The sequence below is a fragment of the Rhizobacter sp. P1_G5 genome (assembly GCF_056405435.1).
This window is the reverse complement of record NZ_JBFUCB010000576.1, coordinates 1-3882: the sequence shown is the minus strand read 5'-3', so window position 1 is coordinate 3882 and position 3882 is coordinate 1. Positions and strand designations below refer to the sequence as shown.

The following is a 3882-nucleotide window of genomic DNA, read 5'->3' as shown; positions in this document are numbered from 1 at the left end:
GCGGTGCGCTGTTCAACAGCGTCGCGCCGATGTTCGGCATGGCCGTCGGCGCACTCGGTGCGAGCGCGCTGGTGCAGTTCGCGCCGGCGCCGATGCACCTGGTGTTCGACGTGCTGCTGGCGATCCTCGCGCTGCAGACGCTGGCCGCGCTGTTCCTGCCCGACACGGTGACACGCCGGCCGGGTGTCTGGCAATCGCTGCGTCCGCGCATCGCGATCCCGCCGGCTGCGCGTGCCACGCTGTGGCGCATCCTGCCGCTCAACACCGCGAGCTGGGCGCTCGGCGGCTTCTATCTGTCGCTCGGGCCGACGCTCGCGAAGCTGGTCACCGGGACCACCGCACCCACGACCGGCGGCGCGCTGATCGCGACGCTGGTGCTGGCGGGCGCCGCAGCGATCGGCTGGGTGCGCCTGCGCCCAGCGCCCGCGGTGCTGGCCGGCAGCGCGCTGGCGCTGGTGATCGGCCTGTCGTCGACGCTGATCGGCGTGCATGCCGGCTCGGGCCTCGCGTTCTTCGGCGGCACGCTGGTGGCCGGACTCGGCTTCGGCGCCGGCTTCAACGGCGCGGTGCGCAGCCTGGTGCCGCTGGCGGCGCCGCACGAGCGCGCCGGGCTGATGGCAGGCTTCTTCGCACTGAGCTACCTGGCGTTCAGCGTGCCGGCCATCATCGCCGGCCTCGGCACCGGCCTGTTCGGCCTGCACGCCACGACGCTCGGCTACGGCGGGCTGCTGGTCGTGATGGCGCTGATCGCGTTGGTCGCGTCACTGCGCAACACGGCGCGCTGAGCGATCAGGGGCGCACCGCGGGCGACTCCATCGCCATCCCGCGGTCGCGCCACGCCAGGTAGAGCGCGAGCGCGGTGAACTCCGGCGATTCCGCCGGCAGCGGCTGCGCACGCACGCCGGTCATGCAGTTGCGGATGCGCCGCAGCAGCGACCCGACGCCCTGCCATTCGAGTCGGTACAGCGGGTAGCCGTTCGCATGGCCCTGCGGGATCAGGCCGCCGCCCAGTCGCTGGCCTGCCCGCTCGTCATGGCATTGCGCGCACGACAGGTTCAGCTGGCCGATGCGTTCGCGGTACAGCGCCTCGCCGCGCTCGCGCCACGGCAGCAGCCGCGCATCGGCAGGCGGCTCGATCGGCACCCCACGCGACTGCAGCGCGATGTAGCTTTCGAGCCCGAGCAGTTCCTGGTTGTCGGGTGCGAGCCGCGACGCGCCCTGTCGCGTCTCGCGGCACCGGTTGATGCGCATCGCCAGGTCGATCGGCCGCGCGAGGGCCTCGTCATACGCCGGGTAGCGCGCCGCCACGCCACGCATCGATGCGCGCGCGTCGCCGTGGCAGCCCGCGCAGGCCGGGGCCGATGGCGACGGCGCACGCGCCCACAGCGCCGCGCCGTCCTGGACCCACAGCATCGCCGGGTTCTGCGCATCGTCGCGCTGCATCGCCTGCGTCGACGGGCTCATGTCGTCGAAGCCCGAGCGGCGCATCTCCTGCGCGGACGCCATCGTCACCACCAGCAGGACCAGCCCCAGCGCGCGCCGCATCGCTCAGCTCACGCTGATCGCCACCGTCTCGGTCTGGGAGAAGCCGTGGTCGCCCTCCCAGCGGAAGCTCAGCGTGCCGCTCACGGTCGCGGTGGTGAAGAACGCGATGTACGGGTTGGCCGCCATCGCCGCATGCAGGTCGGCGCTGAACACCAGCTCGTCGTTGTAGCGGCAGCTGAAGCGCGTGATCAGGTTGCGCGGCAGCAGCAGGCCGTCGGCGCCCGGCCGGAAACCGGTCTCCATCGGGTGCGCGATCAGGGTGCGCAGCTCGATCACCTCGCCGCGCTTCGCGGTGGCCGGTGCGGTGATCAGCGTGCGGGCCATCGCGCGTTCACTCCAGGCAGGCGGCCAGCGTGACCAGCACGTCGACGCCCTGCGACCAGAACGTGCCGTCGCTCAGCCGCGCCACCGCCACCAGCTGCTGCGAGGTCGCGAGCCGGATCCGCGTCGACACCACTGCGCGGCCGGCGCGCGGCCCCAGCGTGAAGCGCACCACGTCGCGCTGCGGATTGCGCTCGTTGAACACCGCGATGCCGGTGACGTGCTCGGCCGCCGTCATCGGGCTGTCGACGCTGAGGGTGATCGGCACGCCGTTGCCGTTCTCGACCAGCGGCGGGATGTCGAACTTCACCTTGCCCGGCTTCACCGGTGCGCCGGACGCATAGTCCGCAATCGCCGACTGCATCTCGAAGCTGGTCGCGCGCGCCGGCCGCACCAGCAGCAGGCCGCCGGCGGCGAGGCCGAACTGCAACAGTTCGCGGCGCTGCAGTGCGGTGTTCACTGCAGCGTCACCAGCCAGGCCACGACGTCCTCGACCTGCTGCGCATCGAGCACCGGCCGCCCCTGCCATGCCGCGCCGACACGCTGCAGGCCGCCGATGTCGTGGTACGGCGGCATGATCGTCTGCGGGTTCAGCCGGCGCGCATCGACGACGCGCAACCGCAGCTGCGCGGCCGACCAGCGCGCGCCGGCACCGGCCAGGTCGGGSGCGAGGTTGCCCTGGAAGCGCTCYTCGGGGATSGGCSCSGGGTGGCACAGCAGGCACAGGCCCGCCTGCCGGCTCGCGACGATCGCACGCCCGCGCGCCGCGTCGCCGGGCACCGGCGTCAGCGGCTGCGGCAGCGCATCGCGCGGCACCGGCGATGCACATGCCACCATCACTGCCGCCACTGAGCCCATCGCCATCGCCCGCATCAGGCCTTCTTCAGCGAGTGGTTCTTCAACGGCAGCTCGCGGATGCGCTGCCCGGTGGCCGCGAAGATCGCGTTCAGCAGCGCCGGCGCCGCGACCGCGATCGTCGGCTCGCCGACCCCGCCCCAGAAGCCCCCCGACGGCATCACCACCGTCTCCACCTTGGGCATCTCGTCGAGATGCAGCACCGGGTAGGTGTCGAAGTTGGTCTGCTCGATTCGCCCGTCCTTCACGGTGCAGCCGCCGTACAGCGCGGCCGACAGCCCGTAGACGAACGATCCCTCGACCTGCGCCTCGATCTGCTGCGGGTTGACGGCGTGCCCGGGGTCGGTGGCCGCGACGATGCGGTGCACCTTCAGCTTGCCGTCCTTGTCGACCGACACCTCGGCCACCGCGGCAACGTAGCTGCCGAAGCCCATCGTCTGCGCGATCCCGCGGAACACGCCCTTCGGCGCCGGCTTGCCCCAGCCGGCGCGTTCGGCCGCCGCGTTCAGCACCGCCAGGTGCTTCGGATGCTGGCTCATCAGCTTGCGGCGGAACGCGAGCGGGTCCTGCCTGGCCGCCAGCGCGAGCTCGTCAATGAAGCACTCGAGGTAGATCGTGTTCTGGTTCAGGTTCACGCCGCGCCAGAAACCCGGCGGCACGTGCGGGTTGCGCATCGCATGGTCGATCAGCAGGTTCGGCACGCTGTAGCCGATCGACGCCTCGGGGCCGGGCGCGTTCAGGCCCTGGAACACCACCGGGTCCTTGCCGTCGCGGATGTTCTGCGGGAACACGCCGGCCAGGATCGACTGCCCGGAGATCCGCATGTGCAGCGCCGTCAGGTTGCCGGCCGCATCGAAGCCGGCGCGCAGCTTGCACTGCGTGATCGGGTGGTAGCGGCCGTGCGTCATGTCCTCCTCGCGCGACCAGATCAGCTTGACCGGCGTGCCGGGCATTTCCTTCGCGATCGCGACCGCCTGGTGCACCCAGTCGTGCACCGCGCCGCGCCGGCCGAAGCCGCCGCCGAGCAGCAGCTTGTAGACCTCGCACTGCGCGGCCGGCAGGCCGGACGCCTCGACCGCCGCCGCGTGCGCCGCCTCGCCGCTCTGCGTCGGCGTCCAGACCTCGCAGCGCGCCGGCATGCCGTCGGACGCGGGCGTGAAC

5 protein-coding genes and 1 pseudogene are annotated in these 3882 nt (G+C 72.2%); 1 reads left to right on the top strand and 5 read right to left on the bottom strand.

The features are described from left to right. A pseudogene (locus AC1D12_RS27255) lies at positions 1 to 785 on the top strand (MFS transporter); the annotation flags it as partial. Positions 786 to 789: 4 nt separating this feature from the next. Here the strand turns inward: AC1D12_RS27255 and soxA are convergent. From soxA to AC1D12_RS27230, 5 genes are all read right to left on the bottom strand, one after another. After that, entirely contained in the window at positions 790 to 1545 is a 756-nt protein-coding gene (soxA, locus tag AC1D12_RS27250) for a sulfur oxidation c-type cytochrome SoxA (RefSeq protein WP_477844153.1), read from the bottom strand. A gap of 3 nt (positions 1546 to 1548) precedes the next feature. Next, a complete protein-coding gene (soxZ, locus tag AC1D12_RS27245; protein ID WP_477827039.1) occupies positions 1549 to 1869 on the bottom strand; it encodes a thiosulfate oxidation carrier complex protein SoxZ in 321 nt (106 codons plus the stop codon). A gap of 7 nt (positions 1870 to 1876) precedes the next feature. Continuing rightward, positions 1877 to 2326: a SoxY-related AACIE arm protein gene (locus AC1D12_RS27240; protein ID WP_477827040.1), complete on the bottom strand. Its 450-nt coding sequence runs from the start codon at positions 2324 to 2326 to the stop codon at positions 1877 to 1879. Further along, the gene (soxX, locus tag AC1D12_RS27235; RefSeq protein ID WP_477844151.1) at positions 2323 to 2739 is read right to left on the bottom strand and encodes a sulfur oxidation c-type cytochrome SoxX; all 417 of its coding nucleotides are present in this window, start codon (positions 2737 to 2739) and stop codon (positions 2323 to 2325) included. Before soxX ends, AC1D12_RS27240 begins: the two co-directional genes overlap by 4 nt. Further along, positions 2739 to 3882: xanthine dehydrogenase family protein molybdopterin-binding subunit (locus tag AC1D12_RS27230; RefSeq protein ID WP_477844149.1), on the bottom strand; the 1144-nt coding region annotated here is incomplete at its 5' end. The genes AC1D12_RS27230 and soxX, both read right to left, overlap by 1 nt.

Excerpts from the sequence above, each read along its gene's own strand:
- soxZ (WP_477827039.1), bottom strand. The coding sequence starts at position 1,869 with ATGGCCCGCACGCTGATCACCGCACCGGCCACCGCGAAGCGCGGCGAG.
- soxA (WP_477844153.1), bottom strand. The coding sequence starts at position 1,545 with ATGCGGCGCGCGCTGGGGCTGGTCCTGCTGGTGGTGACGATGGCGTCC.